At 66.0% G+C, this 17,679-nt stretch carries 18 protein-coding genes; 10 read left to right on the top strand and 8 right to left on the bottom strand.

Annotation, left to right across the window (positions count from 1 at the left end):
• The first annotated feature begins 6 nt into the window (after positions 1-6).
• The 6 genes from AC1RB9_RS14980 (at position 7) to AC1RB9_RS14955 (ending at position 5,242) form a co-directional block, all read left to right on the top strand.
• Positions 7-897, top strand: a complete 891-nt coding sequence (locus AC1RB9_RS14980) for a DMT family transporter (RefSeq protein ID WP_003120268.1) — start codon at positions 7-9, stop codon at positions 895-897.
• A 1-nt stretch (position 898) separates the two neighbouring features.
• Positions 899-1,357: a M67 family metallopeptidase gene (locus tag AC1RB9_RS14975; RefSeq protein ID WP_003106151.1), complete on the top strand. Its 459-nt coding sequence runs from the start codon at positions 899-901 to the stop codon at positions 1,355-1,357.
• 22 nt (positions 1,358-1,379) lie between these two features.
• Positions 1,380-2,798: a molybdopterin-synthase adenylyltransferase MoeB gene (gene moeB / locus AC1RB9_RS14970; RefSeq protein WP_003106152.1), complete on the top strand. Its 1,419-nt coding sequence runs from the start codon at positions 1,380-1,382 to the stop codon at positions 2,796-2,798.
• 18 nt (positions 2,799-2,816) lie between these two features.
• On the top strand, positions 2,817-3,734 hold the full coding sequence (locus tag AC1RB9_RS14965; RefSeq protein WP_003162945.1) for a PLP-dependent cysteine synthase family protein: 918 nt from the start codon (positions 2,817-2,819) through the stop codon (positions 3,732-3,734).
• 81 nt (positions 3,735-3,815) lie between these two features.
• Positions 3,816-4,511: a serine O-acetyltransferase gene (locus tag AC1RB9_RS14960; RefSeq protein ID WP_003120270.1), complete on the top strand. Its 696-nt coding sequence runs from the start codon at positions 3,816-3,818 to the stop codon at positions 4,509-4,511.
• Positions 4,508-5,242, top strand: a complete 735-nt coding sequence (locus AC1RB9_RS14955; protein ID WP_003450502.1) for an alanyl-tRNA editing protein — start codon at positions 4,508-4,510, stop codon at positions 5,240-5,242. Before AC1RB9_RS14960 ends, AC1RB9_RS14955 begins: the two co-directional genes overlap by 4 nt.
• Positions 5,243-5,333: 91 nt before the next feature.
• Here the strand turns inward: AC1RB9_RS14955 and AC1RB9_RS14950 are convergent, their stop codons facing one another.
• Positions 5,334-5,732, bottom strand: coding sequence for a four-helix bundle copper-binding protein (locus tag AC1RB9_RS14950; RefSeq protein ID WP_003106156.1), 399 nt, complete (start codon positions 5,730-5,732; stop codon positions 5,334-5,336).
• Positions 5,733-5,902: 170 nt separating this feature from the next.
• On the opposite strand from AC1RB9_RS14950, the gene AC1RB9_RS14945 reads away from it, so the two are divergent.
• Positions 5,903-7,675 (top strand): thiamine pyrophosphate-requiring protein, encoded by a 1,773-nt coding sequence (locus AC1RB9_RS14945; RefSeq protein WP_003088823.1) that lies wholly within the window; start codon positions 5,903-5,905, stop codon positions 7,673-7,675.
• 18 nt (positions 7,676-7,693) lie between these two features.
• Here the strand turns inward: AC1RB9_RS14945 and AC1RB9_RS14940 are convergent, their stop codons facing one another.
• The 6 genes from AC1RB9_RS14940 to AC1RB9_RS14915 all read right to left on the bottom strand — a co-directional run bounded on the left by AC1RB9_RS14940 (position 7,694) and on the right by AC1RB9_RS14915 (position 13,187).
• Entirely contained in the window at positions 7,694-8,170 is a 477-nt protein-coding gene (locus tag AC1RB9_RS14940; protein ID WP_003106158.1) for a DUF4142 domain-containing protein, read from the bottom strand.
• Between the two features lie 67 nt (positions 8,171-8,237).
• Positions 8,238-9,179 carry a 5-oxoprolinase subunit C family protein gene (locus AC1RB9_RS14935; RefSeq protein WP_003118506.1) on the bottom strand — a complete coding sequence of 314 codons (942 nt, stop codon included), beginning with the start codon at positions 9,177-9,179 and terminating at the stop codon, positions 8,238-8,240.
• On the bottom strand, positions 9,176-9,889 hold the full coding sequence (locus AC1RB9_RS14930; protein ID WP_003113622.1) for a 5-oxoprolinase subunit B family protein: 714 nt from the start codon (positions 9,887-9,889) through the stop codon (positions 9,176-9,178). Before AC1RB9_RS14930 ends, AC1RB9_RS14935 begins: the two co-directional genes overlap by 4 nt.
• Positions 9,886-10,629, bottom strand: coding sequence for a 5-oxoprolinase subunit PxpA (locus tag AC1RB9_RS14925; RefSeq protein ID WP_003450555.1), 744 nt, complete (start codon positions 10,627-10,629; stop codon positions 9,886-9,888). Before AC1RB9_RS14925 ends, AC1RB9_RS14930 begins: the two co-directional genes overlap by 4 nt.
• 32 nt (positions 10,630-10,661) lie before the next feature.
• Complete coding sequence (locus AC1RB9_RS14920; RefSeq protein ID WP_003139590.1) at positions 10,662-11,891, bottom strand: OprD family porin; 1,230 nt, start codon at positions 11,889-11,891, stop codon at positions 10,662-10,664.
• A gap of 24 nt (positions 11,892-11,915) precedes the next feature.
• Positions 11,916-13,187 carry an MFS transporter gene (locus AC1RB9_RS14915; RefSeq protein WP_003161851.1) on the bottom strand — a complete coding sequence of 424 codons (1,272 nt, stop codon included), beginning with the start codon at positions 13,185-13,187 and terminating at the stop codon, positions 11,916-11,918.
• A 254-nt stretch (positions 13,188-13,441) separates the two neighbouring features.
• On the opposite strand from AC1RB9_RS14915, the gene AC1RB9_RS14910 reads away from it, so the two are divergent.
• Both AC1RB9_RS14910 and AC1RB9_RS14905 read left to right on the top strand, forming a co-directional pair.
• Positions 13,442-14,395: a LysR family transcriptional regulator gene (locus AC1RB9_RS14910; RefSeq protein ID WP_003102114.1), complete on the top strand. Its 954-nt coding sequence runs from the start codon at positions 13,442-13,444 to the stop codon at positions 14,393-14,395.
• Between the two features lie 106 nt (positions 14,396-14,501).
• The gene (locus tag AC1RB9_RS14905; RefSeq protein ID WP_003450556.1) at positions 14,502-15,299 is read left to right on the top strand and encodes a putative hydro-lyase; all 798 of its coding nucleotides are present in this window, start codon (positions 14,502-14,504) and stop codon (positions 15,297-15,299) included.
• Here AC1RB9_RS14905 and AC1RB9_RS14900 read toward each other — a convergent pair.
• On the bottom strand, positions 15,284-16,264 hold the full coding sequence (locus AC1RB9_RS14900) for a hypothetical protein (protein WP_003450557.1): 981 nt from the start codon (positions 16,262-16,264) through the stop codon (positions 15,284-15,286). The genes AC1RB9_RS14905 and AC1RB9_RS14900 overlap by 16 nt on opposite strands.
• 191 nt (positions 16,265-16,455) lie before the next feature.
• Here AC1RB9_RS14900 and ada point away from each other — a divergent pair, with 191 nt between their 5' ends.
• Positions 16,456-17,532 carry a bifunctional DNA-binding transcriptional regulator/O6-methylguanine-DNA methyltransferase Ada gene (gene ada / locus AC1RB9_RS14895; RefSeq protein ID WP_003161846.1) on the top strand — a complete coding sequence of 359 codons (1,077 nt, stop codon included), beginning with the start codon at positions 16,456-16,458 and terminating at the stop codon, positions 17,530-17,532.
• Positions 17,533-17,679 lie beyond the last annotated feature (147 nt).

Here is a 17,679-nt window from a genome sequence, read left to right as displayed (position 1 = left end):
GTACGTGTGGCCAGCCTGGTGACCGCTGTTCTATTTCTAGTGGTGTGTATCAGCTGGGGGACTACCTGGCTCGGCATCAAGATCGCCGTGGAGAGCGTGCCGCCGCTAACTGCCGCCGGATTGCGCTTTCTGATCGCATTTCCGCTTTTCCTGCTCTTTGCGCGGCTGCGCCACGAGACGATCTTTTTCCCGCGGCGACTCCTGGCCTTCTTCGTCTTCGTGACGCTCGGCTACTTCAGCGTGCCCTACTACCTGCTGAACTATGGCGAGCAATACGTCGCTTCAGGTCTTACCGCGCTGCTGTTCAGCAGCATGCCCGTGTTCATCCTGATCTTCTCCGCGATCTTCCTGCGCGAGCGCATCTACCTGTCGCAGATCCTTGGTATTGCGATTGGCTTCGGCAGCCTGTTCATGATCATCAGGTCTCAAGGGCTGCATCTGGACTACACGGAGTTGTTAGGCGTACTTGCCATCCTGCTCGCGGCGATCATGCACGCACTCAGCTACGTCATCACCAAAAGGCAAGGTGCTGACATCGGCGTGATCACCTTCAATACGCTGCCCATTGGCATCGCCGGCTTGGGGCTGTTCATGGCCGGACTCGTGATGGAACACCCGAACCTGTCTGCCGTCACAAGCCGTTCTTGGGCTGCCCTGATCTATCTCGGTCTGGTGGCATCAGTCGGGGGATTCATCGTGTACTTCTTCCTGCTCAAGCGTTTGAGTCCCGTTGTGCTGTCGTTCGTCTTCATCATTTTCCCGGTGTTCGCCGTGATCATCGGCGCCTGGTACGAAGGGGTTGCCATCTCTCGCGAGTTGATTGGCTTCACCGTGCTCCTATTGGCTGGATTTGCCATCACCAAGCTTCCCATCGAGAAGCTGCTCGGCAGGAGGTGACATGAATACGAACGTGTTGACCGAGCATGCATTGAGCGTGATCTACAGACACGCCTGCAGGACCTATCCAAGGGAATGCTGCGGATTCGTTCTCGCCGATGCAAAAGTGAAAGAGGGTACGAACATCCAGGATGAACTGCACATGGCTGACCCCCGGAGGTACCCACGCACGGCCGCCAACGGGTACACGTTTTCCGTGACGGATACCGTATTCCTCAACAGCAGCTTCAAGACGTGCAGCCCGGTATCCGTCATCTACCACTCCCACCCGGACGTCGGTGCCTACTTCAGCCGGGAGGATATCGACAAGGCATTGTATGCCGGGGAGCCAATGCTGCCGGTCGACTACCTGGTTGTTGATGTGGCCGCCGGCAACGTTCGCGGCGCAAAACTGTTTGCCTGGCGCAACGGACGCTTTGAATGCACACGAGAGTTCGGGCCATCGAGCCAGGACGAGTAGACATCTGGCAAGGAGCTGAAAAGTGAAGACGGTAATTTTTCCGGAAGTACTGGTACGGGCCGCCCAACTGGAAGGCGGGCGCCTGGAGGGAGCGGGCTTGACGGTTGGCGAGCTGCTGGCAGGCCTTGCCAGGAAACATCCTTCATTACTCGGGCACCTGTATTACGAAAACGGTCAATTGAAAGAACACTTCCTGCTGACCCACAAAGGTTCGCTAGTCAATCTGGATGGCGAGCTTTCCGATGGAGATGAAGTCGAAGTCATGCTCGCGACATCTGGCGGTTCTGGCGTTGAAGCGTTGAGCGACGAAGAAGTTCAACGCTACGTTCGCCACATCACGTTGCCAGGCGTTGGCAGGGAAGGCCAGCAGCGCCTGAAGCAGGCCAGGGTGCTGATAATCGGAACGGGCGGCCTGGGTTCGCCCGCTTGCCTTTATCTGGCCGCAGCAGGAGTGGGCACCATCGGGCTGGTTGACTTTGACGTGGTGGAGTCGAGCAATCTCCAGCGCCAGGTCGTCCATGGCTATAGCACGCTCGGTATGCCGAAGGTTGAGTCCGCCCAGCGCCGGATGCAGGACCTGAACCCCTACATTGAAGTCGTAACCCACCGTTACGCCATCGACGCGGACAATGCGCAGTCACTGATTCAGAGCTATGACCTGGTATTGGATGGCACCGACAACTTCGCCACACGTTACTTGGTCAACGCGGTTTGCGCCAAGCTCGGAAAACCACTCGTCTTTGGCGCGATCTATCGGTTCGAAGGTCAGGTCAGCGTCTTCAATCTGGAGGGAGGCCCCTGCTACCAATGTCTCTTCCCGAACAATCCCCCGCCTGAGATGGCTCCAAGCTGTAACGCAGGGGGAGTTATTGGTGTGCTGCCTGGAGTGATTGGCCTGCTGCAGGCAACCGAGGCGGTGAAGGCCCTCGTCGGCCTGGGCAAGTCCCTATCAGGCAGACTTCTTCGATTCGACGCGCTGCTCATGCACTTCAATGAAGTGAAGTTCAATCGGCGCGACGATTGTCCGGCCTGCGGCAAAACCGCTGCAGAGAATCCCCGCCACTGGAGGGAGGGATTGCTCTGCCAGGCAAGCGCGGCACCGTCGCAACGACTCGACGACGATCGCTATATCGATCCCGGCTGCCTGTTGCAGTTGATGAAATCCAACAGCGAAAACTATGCCCTTCTGGATGTACGCGACGCGGGCGAGCTCGAAGTGTGCCAGTTGCCGGGGATCGTCCACGTTCCCTTGAACGAACTCGCCAGCCATTTCGCCAATCTCGACTTCAGTAAGCGCTACATCCTCGTGTGCTACGCCGGCACTCGTGCCGAACGCGCGGCCATACAGCTCATGGGGGCAGGGTTCTCCAACGTCCAAGTGCTCGATGGCGGCATGAAGCGATGGGCGAAAGAGATAGAGCAGCACATGCCGATGTACTGAACCATAGGCAGGGAAAGCATGATCTACGATTCGCTACTCGATTTAATTGGCGGGACGCCGGTGATACGGCTGAGCAAATTGTCTGCTCGCCTGGGGGTGAGCGTATTCACCAAGCTGGAATCCTTCAATCCAGGAGGAAGTCATAAGGCGCGTATCGCGCTCTGGATGATTCTGGATGCCGAACGCAAAGGAATCCTGGTGCGCGGGAAAGGGCAGACCATTCTCGAGCCGAGCGGGGGAAATACGGGGATTGGACTGGCAATGGCGGGGAACATCCTGGGGTACCGCGTGACCCTGGTGGTTCCCGACAACTACAGCCCTGACAAGAGACAATTGCTCGAGCTGTATGGCGCTCACGTCGTGCTGTCGGATAGCAGAAAAGGGAACAACTCGCATGGCGAGCTGGCAATCCAGATACTGCTGGAACATCCGGAGTTCGTCATGCTCAATCAGCAGCGCAATCCAGCCAACCCGCAAGCCCATCGCGAAGCTACAGCCCTGGAAATCCTGAGGGACTTTGCAGGCCAGCCACCCCCGGACTTCTTCTTCGCTGGCATTGGAACTGGTGGACATATCACGGGTGTTGGAGAGGTGCTGAGGAACCACTGGCCGGATATGGCCATCTATGGCGTGCAGCCAGAGCAGTGCGACTTGCTCGACGATAGGCACGCATCGCATGAGATTCAGGGACTTTCCATTGGTATCGTGCCGGAAGTCTGCAACCTCGGCATTGTTACTGGCATGGTCGGGGTGTCGAAATCTGCCTGCTTGTCGATGATCCGGGAAGTCCTGCAAAACGACTCTGTGAGCATGGGGTTGTCCTCCGCAGCCAACCTGGTCGCGGTGCTGAACATGGCATCTGCCATGCCGTCAGGCGCTCGTGTACTGACGATGATCTACGATGGCGTCGAGTCATACATGGACGCTTTTCGATGAAGTTGTAGAGCAGAGCACGGCGATAACGCTTGCATGGTCGAAATGAGGTCGCATGCGATGGACAAACTGGTAGGTAATCTGATGCGCGCGGCATTGATGGAGTGCTGCTCACCCCAACTGGTGGAGCGGATAGTCGCTCATTCGATGTTCGAAGAAGCCAGACGTTGGTGCGAGGAAGACCTGCAGGCATTCGCCAGCAAGGATCCAGCCGCACAGGGACGGACATCCGACATTGCGTTTGGATACAGCTCGTTCAAGGCAGTGCTGCACTACCGGCTTTCCCACATGCTGTGTCTGCGAAGCACATCTGAAGGCGATCCTGAGAGAGCGTTGGAGGCTACCGCGCTCCTGGTCTCCTCTCGTGGAAAGCTCCTGTCGGGCGCGGAAATCCACCCAAGATGCAAGATTGGCAGTCGATTCATCCTGGACCATGGGCATGGCACGGTCATTGGCGAGACAGCGGTAATCGGTGATGACTGTTACATCCTCGGAGGTGTGGTATTGGGGGCAACTGGCATATCGGCTAATCCCGCCGGTAAGCGTCACCCCACCATAGGGAGCCGCGTCCAAATCGGGGCCTTCACGCGTGTACTGGGTGACATCGCTATCGGCGACGATGTGTTTGTCGGTCCGCATTGTGTCATCAAGGACGACATCCCTGTCGGTTCAGTCGTAACCCTGCGTTCTGAACTACAGGTCATCCGAGGCCCCCACATTGTTCAGCAACTACAGCCGGCAGCCACGCAGACCCAAATTCAACCAATGGAGGCATCATGACGCAGACCGCCTCCCTTTTTCTCCAGGACTCCTACCGGGAAGAGTGTTTGGCGAGAATCACCGATCTCGTTGAAGATGGCCTGCTGCTCGACCAGACCGTTTTCTATCCCCAGGGGGGTGGCCAGGCTGGAGACAGTGGTTGGCTGACGCTGGCTGATGGCACGCGGCTCCGGATCGCCGATACACGCAAGGGGACAGAAGCAGGTGCTGGCAGGGATGCCATCCTGCATATCCCAGCTGAAGGCCAGGCAACCGTTCTCCGAGCAATGAAGCCTGGCGAGGTGGTTCTTGCGCAGATCGATTGGGTGCGTCGTTACCGGCACATGCGACTGCATACCGCAGCGCACATGCTCTGTGCTGTCCTGCCCTATCCGGTCAATGGGTGCAGCATCACTGATGAGCATGCGCGCCTGGACTTCGTGACGAGTGAACCGCTGTCCCGCGAGGCCATTGATAGCGCCTTGGCGGCAATGGTCGAGGCAGCACATCCGGTTTCGATCGACACCATGAGCGACGATGCACTGCGGGCTAGGCCAGATCTGGTGCGCACCATGAGTGTCCAACCTCCGATGGGCGCCGGGCAGGTTCGGTTGGTGAGTATTAAAGACACCGACCTGCAGCCTTGCGGTGGAACCCATGTGGCGAATACCGAAGAAGTTGGGGTGGTGCGCGTTTCCAAGATGGAGAAGAAATCAGCGCGCACCCGTAGGGTGGTACTGGTACTGGGTTGAGCGACTACCGTCGACATGGCCGTCGGTTTCCCATTCTACGCCACAGGTCACCCTCGCCACGCCCGGCAGCTCCATGCAATGCCAGAGGGCCTCAGGCCGGCAACAACGGCCGACAGGCTTCGACGAAGCGCCGGCAGGCACCCGCACATTCGCGCTCCAGCGGCTCGTCGCCATCGCAACGCTCCGCGCATGCCAGGGCATAGCGCGCCGCCAGCTCGCAGGCGGCCGGCGCCCATGGGCTGCGGCGCTCCAGCAGCAGGGCGGCGAGGCGGCAGAGGTCGGCGCAGTCGCCGGCGTGCTGGCGTTGTTCCCTGCTGGACTCGGTGCAGAGCGCCAGGTAGCGCTCGCACGCGCGGATGCAGTCCTGGGACGCGAGCCGGCAGCGCTCTTCCGGCGCCTGGACGGCGGCACCGCCGAGCAGGGCGTCGGCATCGGTTTCCAGCAGGGAGCCGGGGTCTTCGTTTCCGGGATCGTTGATGGCGCGGGTCATGGCGGCACCTCCTGGCGATTGCGCCCATGCGGGCCCTGTTCCTTGGGCCGGTCGACGATGCCGACAGTTCAGTCGATTTCGCCGTCGGCACCGCCGCTCGATTGCCTTGAACCCTCGCCCGCGGCGCCAGTCCTCACTGGTACGACCCCAGACACGACCAGGAGGCGAGAATGTCCAGCACGGTTGCCGATCAATTGCTCGAACGCTTGAGCCAGTGGGGGGTGAAGCGCGTCTTCGGCTACCCCGGCGATGGCATCAACGGGATCATGGGCGCCATGGGCCGGCGCGCCGAGGCATTCGACTATATCCGCGTGCGCCACGAGGAGATGGCGGCCTTCATGGCCGGCGCCCACGCCAAGTTCACCGGAGAGGTCGGGGTGTGCCTGGCCACCTCGGGGCCGGGCGCGATCCACCTGCTGAACGGGCTCTACGACGCGCGCATGGATCATCAGCCGGTGCTGGCCATCGTCGGCCAGCAGGCGGCTACCGCGTTGGGCAGCGACTACCAGCAGGAAGTCGATCTGCAGAGCTTGTTCAAGGACGTTTCCGCCTATGTCGAGACCGTGGTCAGCCCGGCACAACTGCTCCATGTGCTGGACCGAGCCCTGCGCGTGGCGGTCGGCGAGCGGCAGGTGGCGACGGTGATCGTGCCCAACGACGTGCAACAGATGGCGGCCCCGAAGCGCCAGCCCCACGAGCACGGCCACGTGATGTCGGCGGTGGGCTTCGTCCAGCCGCGACCCTACGCGCGCGACGCCGACCTGGAGGCCGCCGCGGCGATCCTCAATCGCGGCCGGCGCGTGGCGATCCTCGCCGGTGCCGGGGCCCTGGGCGCGCACCGGCAACTGGAAGCGGTCGCCGAGCGCCTGGCCGCCGGAGTGGCCAAGGCGCTCCTGGGCAAGGCGGCGGTTTCCGACGACCTGCCGTACGTGACCGGCTCCATCGGCCTGCTCGGCACCCGCGCCAGCAGCATGCTGATGGAGCATTGCGACACCCTGCTGATCGTCGGCAGCACTTTCCCCTACAGCGAGTTCCTACCCAAGGCCGGCCAGGCGCGGGCGGTGCAGATCGACCTGTATCCGCGCAACATCGGTATCCGCTATCCGATCGACCAGGCCTTGCTCGGCGATGCAGGGGAAACCCTGGAGCGCCTGCTGCCGCTGCTCGAGCAGAAAAAGCACGGTGCCTGGCGCCGCCGGGTCGAGCGGGCGGTGACGGCCAGTCGCGAGGAAGCCCGGCGCCAGGCCGAAGAGCCCGCCGACCCGATCAACCCGCAGCGGGTATTCCGTTCCTTGTCGGAGCAACTGCCGGACGATGCGATTCTCTGCGGCGACAGCGGCTCGCATACCAACTGGTACGCCCGCGACATCCGCATGCGCCCGGGCATGCTCGGCTCGCTGTCGGGCAAGCTGGCGACCATGGGCAGCGGCGTGCCCTACGCCATCGCCGCCAAGCTCGCCTATCCGCAGCGGCCGGTGGTGGCGATGGTCGGCGACGGCGCCATGCAGATGAACGGCAACGCCGAACTGGTCACCGTGCAGCAGTACTGGCAGCGCTGGGACTCGCCGACCTTCATCGTGCTGGTGCTGAACAACGGCGATCTCAACCAGGTGACCTGGGAGCAGCGTGCCCTGGCCGGCGACCCGGAGTTCAGCCCGGCGCAGGAAGTGATCGATTTCCCCTACGCGCGTTATGCGGACATGCTCGGCTTCAAGGGCATCCGCGTGGATCGCCCGGAGGACATCGACGCCGCCTGGGCCGAGGCCTTCGCCGCCGACCGCCCGGTGCTGCTGGAGGTGGTCACCGACCCGAACGTGCCGCCGCTGCCGCCGCACATCAGTTTCGAGCAGGCCAAGCACCTGCTTGGCGCCATGCTGCAGGACGATCCCAAGCGCTGGGGGGTGATTCGCCAGAGCGCCCGGCAGGTCCTCGCGCGGCACTGAGCAAGGCGGTCGCGGCGCTCAGTCGGCGCGGCCGCTACGCAACTGGTCGGCCAGTTCGCGGTGGTGGTAGAAGCGCGCCAGCCATTCGTCGGCGAAGCGGCGCAGGTCAGGATCGGCGGAGTCCCGGGCGATTCCCTCGAAGCGTGCAACCAGACGGTCCTGCTGGCGAATCTGCGCGTCGAGGAAACCGCGCTCGTCGAAGCCGCCGGGAGCGGCGGCCTGCCGTTCGGTCTGGCGCGGCGAGGGCAGCGCCAAGGCCTTTTCCCCGGCCAGGGCGCGTAACTGGTGGTCGAACTCCTGCTGTTCGGTGAGTACGCGCTTGGCATAGAGCTGCACCGCCTTGTTTTCGGATCGGCGCATGGCTTGCTCGGCTGCCTCCACCTGGGCCTGGCTGTCGGCCAGGCTGTCGGCGAGCAGGGCGCGGGTATCAGCGGGTTCGGCCTGGACGGCCAGGGGCAACAGCAGGGCGGCGATCAGTGACAGGCGACTGGGCATGGCGAACCTCCGGACGGGACGAGTGTGCGGTGGACGCTCGCCATACGGCGCCGTTCAAAAAAACCGCCTATGCGTCCCAGGCCGCCAGCAGGCGTCGATGCTCGCGGTGCGCCGCCTCCTGCACCGTCGGCAGCAGCCGCACCCGCTGGCCTGGCAGGCATTGCGCCAGGCGCGCCAGCGCCAGCGGGGCGAGGGCGCCGAGACGGGGGTAGCCGCCGATGGTCTGGCGGTCGTTGAGCAGGACGATCGGCTGACCGTCCGGCGGCACCTGCACCGCGCCGAGGGCGATGCCTTCGGAAATCATCGACTGCTGCCGGCATTCCAGGCGCGGGCCGAGCAGACGTACGCCCATGCGGTCGGCGCGTGTATCCACCTGCCAGTCGCCGTTGAACGCATCGAACAGGCTCATGGCCGGGAAGTCGCCGATCTGCGCGCCGAGGATCAGCTCCAGGCGCGCTTCGCCGGTGCAGTCCATGATCCGTTCGCTGGGCAGGGGCAGCGCGCGCGGTCGCGCGCCATCGGCCAGCCAGCCGAGGCTGTCGCCTGCGGCCAGGGCCTTGCCGTCGGCGCGGGGGCCGCCCAGGCCTTCGCGGGCCACCGTGGCCAGGCTGCCCAACTGGCGCTCGCCGGCGAAGCCGCCGGGCGCCGCCAGGTAGGCGCGGGCGCCCTGGCGCGGGTGGGCGAAGGCCAGGCGCTGGCCGCCGCGCACGGCGAACGCGCCCCAGGCCGGTAGCGGCTGGCCATCGAGGGTCGCGCCGAGATCGCCGCCGGCCAGGGCCAACCAGCCGTCGGCACGGCATTCGGCGACGAAACCGCCGAGGGCGATCTCGATCACCGCGGCGTCCAGGGGATTGCCCAGCAGCCAGTTGGCCCAGCCCATGGACAGCCAGTCGAGGGCGCCGCCCTGGGTCACGCCGAGATGGCGGCAGCCGAAGCGGCCGCGATCCTGCAACTGGACCAGCGGGGTGCTCTGGCACACCCGCAGGCCGCCGTGGATGGAGTCGTTCATGCCTGGACCTCCAGGGGCGTGTCGTCGCCGCCGAGACGGACGAATTCGGCGTGTCCGATGGGTTCGAAACGCACCCGGTCGCCGGCGCGCAGCAGGCTGTAGCCGTCCAGGGTGAGGTCGAACAGGCGCACCGGGCAGCGCCCGAGCAGGTTCCAGCCGCCTGGCGAGGCCTGCGGATAGACCGCCGTCTGGCGCTCGGCGATGCCGACGCTGCCGGCGGCGATGCGTTGCCGGGGAGTCGCCAGACGGGGTGCCGCCAGGGCTTCCTCGACCAGCCCCATGAAGGCGAAGCCGGGGCTGAAACCGAGGGCGAAGACCCGGTACTCGCGCTGGCTGTGGCGGCGGATCAGCTCGGCGACGCCGAGCTGCTTGCGCCGCGCCAGGGGGGCCAGGTCGGGGCCGACCCGCGGGTCGTACCAGGTCGGCAGGATGTGCAGACGGCCGCCGTCCTGGCGTTTCGGGCGCAAGTCGGACAGCGCCGCGGCGATCCGCGCGCGGGCCTCGCCAGGGTCGAGCTGGAGCAGGTCGTATTGCAGGAGCAGGGTGGTGTAGGACGGCACCAGGTCGAGCAGGGCGGCGCCGAACGCCGCCCGCAGGTTTTCCTCCGCCGCCAGCAGCCAGGGCATGTTGGCTTCGTCGATGCGCTCGAACAGGCGCAGGACGAAGCTGTCGATGGCGGCCACCTCGATGCGCGGTTGCGGTTGGCTCATGCCGCCTCCAGGGCGTCGCGGATGCGCCGCACCGCAGCCAGCGAGGCGGGATTGTCGCCGTGTACGCAGAGGGTCTGCGCCTCCAGCGCCAGGGCGCTGCCGTCGCTGGCTCGCAGCGCCCCGCCACGGGCCAGCAGGAGGGCCTGGGCGAGCACCGTCTCGGCGTCGTGGTGTACCGCGCCGGGCTGGCTGCGCGAGACCAGGTAGCCGGCGCCGTCGTAGGCGCGGTCGGCGAACGCCTCGAACCACAGCTCGATGCCGTGGGCCTCGCCCAGCGCGCGCGCCGCGGTGTTGTCGCGGGTGCTCATCAGCATCAGCGGCAGGGTGCGGTCGTAGGCCGCCAGTGCGCGCAGCACGGCGGTGAGGATCGCCGGGTCGCGCATCATGTCCTGGTACAGCGCGCCATGCGGCTTGACGTAGCGTACCCGCGTGCCCTGGGCGCGGCAGAGTCCGTCGAGGGCGCCGATCTGGTAGAGCAGCAGGTCTTCCACTTCCTGCGCCGAGCAGGCCAGCGAGCGCCGGCCGAAGCCGACCAGGTCGGGGTAGCCGGGGTGCGCGCCGATGCGCACGCCATGCTCCACCGCCAGGGCTACGGTGCGGCGCATGGTGCCGGGATCGCCGGCGTGGAAGCCGCAGGCGATGTTGGCGCAATCGATCAGCGGCATCACCTCGGCGTCCAGGCCCATGCGCCAGGCACCGAAGCTCTCGCCGATATCGCAGTTCAACAACAGGTTGTTCATGCAGGTTCCTTCAGGTCATTGCTCGCCGGACCTCACCACAGCGCCAGGCTGTAGCTGAGGATCAGGCGGTTTTCGTCGAGGTCGTTGGCGAAATTCGAACGCACCGTGGCGTTGCGCCATTTCACTCCGAGGTTCTTCAGCGGCCCGCTCTGCACCACGTAGCCGAGGTCGGTGTTGCGTTCCCATTCCTTGCCGTCGTTGGCCGCGCCGCGGGCGACGTTGTCGCCGGAGACGTAGCGGCTCATGAAGCTCAGGCCGGGCAGGCCGAGCGCGCCGAAATCGTAGTCGTAGCGCAGTTGCCAGGAGCGCTCGTCGACGTTGCCGAAGTCGCCGATCTGGATGAAGTTGACCAGGTACGGGTCGCTGCCGGCGATGTAGGGATAGGGATCGTCGCCGCTGATCCGCTGGTAGCCGGCGGCCACCGCGTGGGCGCCCAGGCGCAGGCTGAAGAGGGCGCCGAAGGCGCGGTTGTCCAGTTCGCGGAAGCCGCCGTCCTCGCTGGCCCGGGCGAAGCGCAGGTCGCTCTTGAGCGAGCGCTGTCCGCCGAGGTCGAGGGTGTGTACCAGGCCGGCGAAGGTCTGTCGGTAGATGTCCTTGAGCCGACCCTGGTGCAGGCTGGCGGTCAGCGCCGGGGTCAGGCGATAGTCGCCGCCGGCGAAGTCGAAGGCATCGCTGCGCCCGCCGATGCGGTTGGCGCTGAACACCTGGTAGTCGCTGGAGCTGTTCAGCTTGTTGCGGTCCAGGTGCGCGCCGCGCAGGGTCAGGCCGTCGATCTCCTGCACGTCGAGCAGCGCGCCGCGGAACAGTTCCGGCAGCAGGCGGGTGTCGTTGGCCGAGACCAGCGGGCTCTTGAAGTGCAGCGCGCCGACCTTGAGCAGGCTGTTGGAGACCCGCGCCTTGGCGGTGAGGCCGAGCTTGGCGTAGTCGTCCTGGGAACCCCCGGCGGAGCCGTCGGCCGGCAGCAGCCCGGTTCCGCCGCTGCCGCCGCCGGAGTCGAGCTTGAGGCCGAGCAGGCCGATGGCGTCGACGCCGAAGCCGACGGTGCCTTCGCTGAAGCCGGACTCCAGGCGCAGGAGGAAGCCCTGCGCCCATTCGTCGGCGTTGTCGCGCGCGCCGCTCTGGCGGAAGTCGCGGTTGAAGTAGAAGTTGCGCAGTTCGAGGCTGGCGTGGCTGTCCTCGACCAGGTCGGCCTGGGCGAGCAGCGGCCAGCCCAGCCCGCTGCCGGCGAGCAGCGCGGCAGCCAGGCGGGGAGTGGGATGCATGCTGGGGTTTCCTCGGTCGACGGCTCAGAGTTCCAGTTGTTTGCCGCGGGTTTCCGGCAGGCTGAGGGCGGCGAGGATCACCACGCCGTAGGAGACCGCGGCGAAGGCGCCGATCCCCAGGCCCAGCGAGAGCTTCTGGCCGAGCATGCCGATCAGCATCGGGAACAGCGCGGCGATGGCGCGCCCGGCGTTGTAGCAGAAGCCTTGGCCGGAGCCGCGGATGCGGGTCGGGAACAGCTCGGTGAGGAACGAGCCCATGCCGCTGAAGATGCCCGAGGCGAAGAAGCCGAGCGGGAAGCCGAGCCAGAGCATGGCGCCGTTGCTCACCGGCAACTGGGTGTAGAGCAGGACTACGGTGAAGGAGCCGACGGCGAACAGGACGAAGTTCTTCTTGCGCCCGATCAGGTCGGTGAGGAAGGCACTGACCACGTAGCCGACGTAGGAGCCGAGGATCACCATCGCCAGGTAGCCGCTGGTGCCGAGCACGGTCAGCCCGCGTTCGGTCTTGAGGAAGGTCGGCAGCCAGGCGGTGATGGCGTAGTAGCCGCCGAGGGCGCCGGTGGTCAGCAGCGAGGCGCGCAGGGTGATGCTGAGCATCCCGGGGGCGAAGATCTCGTAGAAGCTGACCTTGTCGGCGCCCTGGTTGCGTTGCCTGGCCTCGCGGTAGATCGCCGGTTCCTTGACCAGCCGGCGTACCACCAGGACGAACAGCGCCGGCAACAGGCCGAGCATGAACAGCGCGCGCCAGGCCTGCTCCGGTGGCAGCAGGCTGAACATCAGCGAGTAGAGGATGGCGGTGAGGCCCCAGCCGATGGCCCAGCCGGACTGCACCAGGCCGACCGCCTTGCCGCGGTCGCGGGCCTTGATCACTTCGCCGATGAGTACCGCGCCGGCGGTCCATTCGCCACCGAAGCCGAAGCCCATCAGGGTCCGCGCGACCAGCAACTGCTCGTAGTTCTGCGCGAGGCCGCAGAGGAAGGTGAAGAAGGCGAACCAGAGCACCGTCAGTTGCAGGGTCAGCACCCGGCCGATGCGGTCGGAGAGGATCCCGGCGATCCAGCCGCCGGCGGCGGAGGCGAGCAGGGTCATGGTGTGGATGAAGCCGGCTTCGCCGGTGCTGATCCCCCACAGGGCGATCAGGGTGGGGATCACGAAGCTGAGCATCTGGGTGTCCATGCCGTCCAGGCCGTAGCCGATCTTGCAGCTCCAGAAGGCCCGGCGTTCCTGCTTGTCGAGGGCGCGATACCAGCCGAAATGACCGTCCCGGGAAGCGTCCGGGCCGGCGTCGAGGGTCATGTGTTTTTCCATGGGGGCACCGATCGTCGTTATTGGTGTTATGAAGATTCGGTGGGCGCCGTCGCACCCGGTGGTCGCATTCTTCGAGGCTGGCCAGCGAGCGTCCAACTAATTTATGCGGCCGCCGGGGATAAGAAATTTCGATGGCGGAGCAGGCCGTCATGCGTCGATCATGTGCCGCCGGAAGGTGGGCGCTGGCATGGAAGCTGCTCGCTCCCGCCACCTTGTGTCCCTTGCCCGTCGGTACCCGCCATATGAACCTGAAATTCCTCGAGACCTTCGTCTGGGTCGCGCGCCTGAAGAGCTTCCGCCTCACCGCGGAGAAGCTGTTCAGCACCCAGGCTTCCATTTCCAGCCGGATCGCCGTGCTGGAGGACGAACTCGGCGTGAAGTTGTTCGTCCGCGACTCGCGCGGCGTGACCCTGACCCCGGAAGGCGACAAGGTACTGGCCTACGCCGAGCGGATGATGGACACCATGCACGCGCTGAAGCAGTCGCTCGACACCGGCGCCAGCACCCAGGGACGGATTCGTATCGGCGCCATGGACACGGTCATCCACACCTGGCTGAGCCCGTTGGTGGCCAGGGTCACGGAAACCTTCCCGGCGGTGGAGATCGAGCTGATGGCGGACACCGCGCGCAACCTCTCCGAGCAGTTGCAGAAGGGCTACCTGGACCTGATCTTCCAGACCGACTCGCTGCGCCACGAGTCGGTGCTGAACCTCGAACTGGGCAGCTATCCGCTGCGCTGGATCGTTTCCACCGGCTCGATCTACCACCGCGACTACGCCTCGCTGGCGGACCTGGCGCGGGAGCGGGTGGTGACCTTCTCCAAGCACTCGCGGCCGCACCAGGACGTGCTCGGCCTGCTGCACGCCAACGGCGTCGCGGCGCCGCGCCTGAACTGCGTGAACTCGGTGGCGGCGATGACCCGCCTGCTGCGCGACGGCTTCGGCGTCGGCGCTTTGCCGCCGGCGCTGGTCAGCCAGGAACTGGAACGCGGCGAACTGACCCTGCTGCGCCTCGGCCCGCCGCCGCCGAACCTGCCGGTGGTGGTGTCCTGGCGCGGCGGCACCGGCCTGGAACTGGTGGACGAAGTGGTGGAGCTGAGCAAGGCGGTGCTGGCCGACTACGCGGCCAACGTCGGCCCGGAGTGCATGCTCCTGGCGCCGCTGAAGAAAGGAGTGGGGCGGCTGCGTTCGCGCTGATTCGGATTTTCCGATCGCCCCTGGCGGAAAAATCTCGTTGGACGCTGACCGCCGTCCGCTTCTACAAACCTGCCAACAACGACGTCCGCCAGCGCACGGAGCCGCCATGCCCGAACCGACCTTCCACGAACTCGCGCAACTGCCGCCGCCGGTCCTGCGCCAACTGATCCGCCGCGGCGACTACACCGACCATACCAGCGGCCTCGGCCAGCGCCACCTGCAGGCCAACCTGGTGATCCTGCAGAAATCCTGGGCCGACGAGTTCCTTCGCTTCTGTGCCCTGAACCCCCGGGCCTGCCCGCTGCTCGACGTCAGCGAACCCGGCTCGCCGCACTTCGCCAGGCTCGGCGCGGATATCGACGTGCGCAGCGACCTGCCGCGCTACAGGGTGCATCGACGCGGCCAGGAGCCCGTCGAGGTGAGCGACATCGGCACCTTCTGGGAGGCGGATTTCGTCGCCTTCGCCATCGGCTGCTCGTTCTCCTTCGAACAGGCGTTGCTCGACGCCGGCATCGGCCTGCGCCACCTCGAGCTGGGGCGCAACGTGGCGATGTACCGCAGCTCCATCGCTACCCGGCCGAGCGGTCGCCTGGCCGGGCCCACGGTGGTATCGATGCGGCCGTTGAAGGCCGCCGAGGCGATCCGGGCGATCCAGGTCACCAGCCGCTTCCCTATGACCCATGGCGCACCGCTGCACCTGGGCGATCCGGCGCTGATCGGCATCTGCGACCTGGCGCGGCCCGACTACGGCGACCCGGTGCCGCTCGCGGCGGACGAGATCCCGCTGTTCTGGGCCTGCGGGGTCACGCCCCAGGCGGTGCTCGCCGAGGTTCAGCCGGAGCTGTACATCAGTCACGCGCCGGGGCACATGCTGGTCAGCGACCGACTCTACGACGAGCTCTGAGGGGCGTCGTCCTTCGCCGGACCGGGGATGATCGCCAGGTGGCGCAGGGCATCCGGCTCCAGGCTGTAGCTCTTGCCGCTCGGCGCTTCGATGAGCCGGCCGAGGGCGTAGAGGGTGAAGTAGCGCACCGTTTCGGCGCAACCGAGGATGTCTTCGAGGTAGCGCCGATGCGGATAGCCCTGCAAGGTTTCCGGGGCGACGTAGAGGAATACCGGCTTGCCGTCGATGCGGTCGCGGAACTTGAAGCGGAAGCCTTGCGGCCGGCTCGGCGCACCGTAGCGCCGGACCAGGTCGGCGCCGCCGTAGAATACCTTGCCGGCGCTGCCCGGGGTGGCATAGCCGATGTGCTGGAAATAGGCGCGCAGCGGTATCCGGCCGAGGCCGCTGATGCGGATGTCCAGTTGCTTGAACTCTTCCGCCGGCAGCTCGGCGCGGGCCTGGCGGAAGGTGTCGACGAGCAGTTCGAAATCGCGGGTGCGCCGTGGCCGTTGCGTTCTCTGCCGAGGCGCGGCGGGAGCGTCGGCGCGCACTGCGGCGGAGGCCGGCGGCTGTTCCTCGGCGTCCGGGTCCGCTGGTGGCGGCGCGGCTTCCTCGGCGATGGCCGGATCGAATTCCTCGACGTAGGCGTCCAGCTTGTCGCGGATGCGCCGCTGGCCGGCCTCCTCGGCGGATTCGCCCGGGCGCAGAGCGTCCTCGTCGTCCTCGACGAACCACTCGCAGTTCGGCAGGTGGGTGGAGTGCGGGAACTTGCTGAAGTGCGCGGCCTTGCGGGTGTCCTGCGGCAGCTTGTCGTAGTTGCTCGCCGATACCTTGATCCCCTGTGCCCGGCACCCTTCGCTGGAGCAGAGGAAGTCGAAGCGTTTGCGCGGCTCGGCCTGGGAGAAGTATTCGCGGCGGGCACTGGCGATGGAGATCACCCGATCCAGTTGCACGCAGTAGGCCAGTGCTATCCGTTTGAACGCCATGTTCCCAGTCCTTCCGCCGGTTCGAGCGGGCCATTATGGCGCCTGGCGATGGGTAGGCAAGCCGGCGGCCTCCCGCGCCTGCCGAAGCCGGACGCACGGCCTCGCTCGAATTCAAGCGCAAGAACCGGAGTTCTTGCGCTTGAACGGCGAATTAGTCTGCGGGCATCATCCGCTCCCACAGGGGAAACGCCATGAGCCAGCAGCCCGATCCTTGCAACGCCTACCACACCGACGAACAGCGCTGGGCCGCCGTGCTGGCGCGCGACGCGGCGGCGGACGGGGCGTTCGTCTATGCGGTGAAGACCACCGGGGTCTATTGCCGCCCGAGTTCCTCGGCGCGTCGGCCCAGGCGCGAGAACGTCGAGTTCTTCGCCACTGCCGAGGCCGCCGAGGCCGCCGGCTATCGGCCCAGCCGGCGCGCCGCCGGCGACCGCAGCCTGGCGGCGGAGCAGCGCGCCGAGCGGGTGGCGCAGGCCTGCCGGATGATCGAGACGGCGGAGACGCCGCCGGCACTGGAGGCGCTGGCCGCCCGACTGGGCATGAGTCCGTTCCACTTCCATCGTCTGTTCAAGGCCGAAACCGGCCTGACGCCCAAGGCCTACGCCTCGGCCTATCGTGCCCGGCGCCTGCGCGAGCGCCTGGGCCAGGCGTCCGCCTCGGTGACCGAGGCGATCTACGACTCCGGTTTCAACTCCAACAGCCGCTTCTACGAGTCCTCGTCGCAACGCCTCGGCATGCGCCCGCGCGATTACCGCGATGGCGGCGCCGGCGCGGCGATCCGTTTCGCCATCGGCCAATGCTCGCTGGGCGCGATCCTGGTGGCGCAGAGCCAGCGCGGCATCTGCGCGATCCTCCTCGGCGAGGAGCCGGAGCCATTGCTGCGCGAGTTGCAGGACCAGTTCCCGCGCGCCCAGCTACTCGGCGGCGACGCCGACTTCGAACGGCTGGTGGCGCAGGTGGTGGGCTTCGTCGAGTCGCCTCAACTGGGACTGGACCTGCCGCTGGACGTACGCGGTACGGCGTTCCAGGAACGGGTCTGGCAGGCACTGCGGGAAATACCGCCGGGCAGCACGGCGAGCTACGCGCAGATCGCCGAACGGATCGGCGCGCCGCGAGCGGTGCGCGCGGTGGCGCAGGCCTGCGCGGCGAACCGGATCGCGGTGGCGATTCCCTGCCACCGGGTGGTACGTCGCGACGGCGACATTTCCGGCTACCGCTGGGGCGTGGAGCGCAAGCGCGAACTGCTGCGCAGGGAAGAGCGGGATTGAACCCAAGGCCAGGCGATACGCGGCCCGGAATGCAAAAAGCCCACTCGATGGTGGGCTCTATGCAATGGGGCGCTGGTCCTTCAGCTGGTTCCAGTATCCATGTCAGGGGTGAAAATTTCGTGAAATGAAACGACAACCCTGACCGTT

The organism is Pseudomonas sp. 20-5 (genome assembly GCF_056782835.1).
The sequence above is the reverse complement of the archived record's forward strand: the minus strand, read 5'-3'. Positions and strand labels throughout refer to the sequence as shown.

Excerpts from the sequence above, each read along its gene's own strand:
- AC1RB9_RS14975 (WP_003106151.1), top strand. The coding sequence starts at position 899 with ATGAATACGAACGTGTTGACCGAGCATGCATTGAGCGTGATCTACAGA.
- AC1RB9_RS14965 (WP_003162945.1), top strand. The coding sequence starts at position 2,817 with ATGATCTACGATTCGCTACTCGATTTAATTGGCGGGACGCCGGTGATA.
- AC1RB9_RS14960 (WP_003120270.1), top strand. The coding sequence starts at position 3,816 with ATGCGCGCGGCATTGATGGAGTGCTGCTCACCCCAACTGGTGGAGCGG.
- AC1RB9_RS14955 (WP_003450502.1), top strand. The coding sequence starts at position 4,508 with ATGACGCAGACCGCCTCCCTTTTTCTCCAGGACTCCTACCGGGAAGAG.
- AC1RB9_RS14950 (WP_003106156.1), bottom strand. The coding sequence starts at position 5,732 with ATGACCCGCGCCATCAACGATCCCGGAAACGAAGACCCCGGCTCCCTG.
- AC1RB9_RS14945 (WP_003088823.1), top strand. The coding sequence starts at position 5,903 with ATGTCCAGCACGGTTGCCGATCAATTGCTCGAACGCTTGAGCCAGTGG.
- AC1RB9_RS14940 (WP_003106158.1), bottom strand. The coding sequence starts at position 8,170 with ATGCCCAGTCGCCTGTCACTGATCGCCGCCCTGCTGTTGCCCCTGGCC.
- AC1RB9_RS14935 (WP_003118506.1), bottom strand. The coding sequence starts at position 9,179 with ATGAACGACTCCATCCACGGCGGCCTGCGGGTGTGCCAGAGCACCCCG.
- AC1RB9_RS14930 (WP_003113622.1), bottom strand. The coding sequence starts at position 9,889 with ATGAGCCAACCGCAACCGCGCATCGAGGTGGCCGCCATCGACAGCTTC.
- AC1RB9_RS14925 (WP_003450555.1), bottom strand. The coding sequence starts at position 10,629 with ATGAACAACCTGTTGTTGAACTGCGATATCGGCGAGAGCTTCGGTGCC.
- AC1RB9_RS14920 (WP_003139590.1), bottom strand. The coding sequence starts at position 11,891 with ATGCATCCCACTCCCCGCCTGGCTGCCGCGCTGCTCGCCGGCAGCGGG.
- AC1RB9_RS14915 (WP_003161851.1), bottom strand. The coding sequence starts at position 13,187 with ATGACCCTCGACGCCGGCCCGGACGCTTCCCGGGACGGTCATTTCGGC.
- AC1RB9_RS14910 (WP_003102114.1), top strand. The coding sequence starts at position 13,442 with ATGAACCTGAAATTCCTCGAGACCTTCGTCTGGGTCGCGCGCCTGAAG.
- AC1RB9_RS14905 (WP_003450556.1), top strand. The coding sequence starts at position 14,502 with ATGCCCGAACCGACCTTCCACGAACTCGCGCAACTGCCGCCGCCGGTC.
- AC1RB9_RS14900 (WP_003450557.1), bottom strand. The coding sequence starts at position 16,264 with ATGGCGTTCAAACGGATAGCACTGGCCTACTGCGTGCAACTGGATCGG.
- ada (WP_003161846.1), top strand. The coding sequence starts at position 16,456 with ATGAGCCAGCAGCCCGATCCTTGCAACGCCTACCACACCGACGAACAG.